Origin of the sequence: Mesorhizobium sp. M7A.F.Ca.CA.002.09.1.1, assembly GCF_003998555.1 — a bacterium.
In the GTDB taxonomy this organism is placed as follows: Bacteria; Pseudomonadota; Alphaproteobacteria; order Rhizobiales; family Rhizobiaceae; genus Mesorhizobium; species Mesorhizobium ciceri.
Map to the genome: position 1 here is coordinate 1 of NZ_RZRR01000835.1, position 2,482 is coordinate 2,482.

The 2,482-nt window shown below is 63.2% G+C and carries 2 protein-coding genes and 1 pseudogene; all 3 read left to right on the forward strand.

Annotated features, from left to right (window positions below; genetic code table 11):
* Positions 1 to 182: pseudogene (locus EN994_RS27015) on the forward strand (peptidase S10); the annotation flags it as partial.
* Between the two features lie 178 nt (positions 183 to 360).
* Positions 361 to 1,248: a DMT family transporter gene (locus EN994_RS27020; protein WP_013532537.1), complete on the forward strand. Its 888-nt coding sequence runs from the start codon at positions 361 to 363 to the stop codon at positions 1,246 to 1,248.
* 60 nt (positions 1,249 to 1,308) lie between these two features.
* Positions 1,309 to 2,217, forward strand: coding sequence for a DMT family transporter (locus EN994_RS27025; RefSeq protein WP_013532538.1), 909 nt, complete (start codon positions 1,309 to 1,311; stop codon positions 2,215 to 2,217).
* Positions 2,218 to 2,482 lie beyond the last annotated feature (265 nt).

Here is a 2,482-nt window from a genome sequence, read left to right on the forward strand (position 1 = left end):
ACACCGATCTGGTGACACCTTACCTCGCCTCGCGCTACCTGGTGAGCCAGATCCCGTCGCTCGCCAATGCCAAGCCCATCCGTCTCGATGTCGTCGAGGGCGGGCACATGATGTATTTCAGGTCCGACGGCCGGCGCGCGCTGAAAGAAGCCGCTTCGGAGCTTTATCAGGCGACGCAGTAGGCTTGGCGACAGTGCAGCTCGCCATGGACCCGTGCCCCAATATAAGCACCGGACTGGCGTAGCGCCGCAGGGGTTTTCGCCCGTATAGCTTGGTACCAAGGGAGTTGAATTCACGGCTCCCTTGTGTCGCTCCTCACAGCATTTCTGCCGCTCCGGCAAATTTGGTCCCACGCGCCTTATGGCCGATATCGCCATTCTCGAAACACGCGAGCGGGTTCTTGCAGGCATCCTGCTGACCGGTGCGGCCTATCTGCTGTTTTCGACACAGGATGCTTCGATCAAGCTGCTGGTCGTCGGCATGAGCGTCTGGCAGATCATGTTCTTCCGCAGCATCACCATTCTGGGCGCGTGCGCGGCGATCGGCGGACGACAGCTGTTTGCCGACACGATGCGCTCGCCGATCGTGCGGCCGATGCTGGTGCGCAGTGCCTTCACGCTTGCTGCGTGGCTCTGCTACTACAACGCCGCGCGCAGCCTGCAGCTCGCCGAACTGACCACCGTTTATTACGCGGCCCCGATCATCGTCACCGTGCTTTCGGTGTTCCTGCTCGGCGAAAAAGTGCCGATGCTGCGCTGGCTGGCGGTGCTGATCGGCTTTGCCGGCGTGTTCATCGCTTGCGATCCGACCCATCTCGGCCTGTCCGTGCCGGTGCTGCTGGTGCTGGCGGCCGCCTTCTTGTGGGGCATCGCCATCGTGCTCTTGCGCAGGACCGCCCTTGCCGAGCGCTCGATGATCCAGCTCCTGCTCAACAATTTCTATTTCCTGCTGTTTTCGGCGGTGCCGGCGTTGCTTTGGTGGCGGACACCCGACTGGACCCAGCTGCTGCTGCTTGCCAGCGTCGGCGCACTCGGCGGCCTGGCGCAGTATCTTCTCTTCGAAGGCATGAAGCGCACGCCGGCCTCGGTTCTCGCGCCGCTGGAATACACCTCGCTATTGTGGGCATTCGCACTCGGCTTTGCGATCTGGGGCGACGTGCCGCGCCGCGAAGTTTTCCTGGGCGCTGCGCTGATCGTCGCCGCCGGCCTGCTGATCGTCGGCACCGAGCATTTCCGCAAACGGCTATGATGTGCATGGCCATGATTGCTGACGCTACGATGTCAGGACCAAGCGGCGTAGGCTGGCGGCATGACTGAGATTGCAGCCGCCACCGACACCGCCGCGGAGCGGACACTCGGCATCATCCTGGTGTCGTCCTCAGCCGCCGTCTTCGCCCTGACGGGCGTGCTGACGAAATCAATCCACGCCGACCCGTTGACCATCATCTGCTGGCGCGGCTTTGTCGGCGCGATCCTGATCAGCTTCTATGTGCTGTGGCGGCGTCACCGTTCCGGTGGGCGTGAGACCCTGCGGCTTGGCTGGCGCGGCTGGCTGCTGGCGGTGGAAGGCGCGCTGGCCAGCATCGCTTTCATCTCGGCGTTCAAGTTCACCTTCGTCGCCAATGTCGCTGTCATCTATGCCACAGCACCTTTCGTCACGGCGCTGCTGGCCTGGGTTCTGACGCGCGAACCCTTCCGGTTGCAGACGATGGTCGCCGCCGCAGTGTCGCTGTGCGGCGTGGCGATCATGGTCTGGTCCGGCTTCGGCACCGGCAATCTGTTCGGCGACGGACTGGCACTGCTGATGACCATCGGCAGCGGCCTTTACATGATCATGGTTCGCGCCTTCCGCGACACGCCCGTGGTGTGGGCCGGTGCGGTGTCGGCATTCCTGTTGTTCGTGCTCGGTTGGTTCGTCACCGATCCGCTGGCGGTTTCGCCGAGAGATGCCGTTCTGCTCACCACTTTCGGCGCGTCCTTCGCGCTGTCCTCGATCCTGTGGACGGAGGGCGCACGACTCATCCCGCCGGCCGAATCCGGGCTTCTCGGTTCGGCCGAAGTGCCGTTCGCGATCCTGTTTGCCTTCCTGTTCCTGGGCGAGATTGCACCAGCCGCCAGCATGATCGGCGGCGCCGTCGTGCTCACCGCAGTGTTCGCCCATGCGGGGCGGGATTGGCTGATGGCGCGCTCGCAACGCATGGCGTCAAATATTTCTTAAAAAAGCGACACAGTCATGGAACCATCATCCGGGTCAGGCATTATTGCTGCGACGGGCCATCCCCAAGTCCCCCCAAACCCCTCGGCCCGTCCTACTCCAAGCCGACCGTAAGGTCGGCTTTTTCTTTGCCGCTTGCCGACCGCAAGGTCGGCTTTTTCTTTGCCACTTGGGACCGCAAGGTCGGGTTCGTTGGGCATTCAGCCCGACAAGGCAAGGTTGGCGCTGAGCAGGGTCGCCAGATCGGCTGCCGATCCATCGGCACCGG

Coding starts and splice junctions, on each gene's coding strand:
- EN994_RS27020 (WP_013532537.1), top strand. CDS start 361: ATGGCCGATATCGCCATTCTCGAAACACGCGAGCGGGTTCTTGCAGGC.
- EN994_RS27025 (WP_013532538.1), top strand. CDS start 1,309: ATGACTGAGATTGCAGCCGCCACCGACACCGCCGCGGAGCGGACACTC.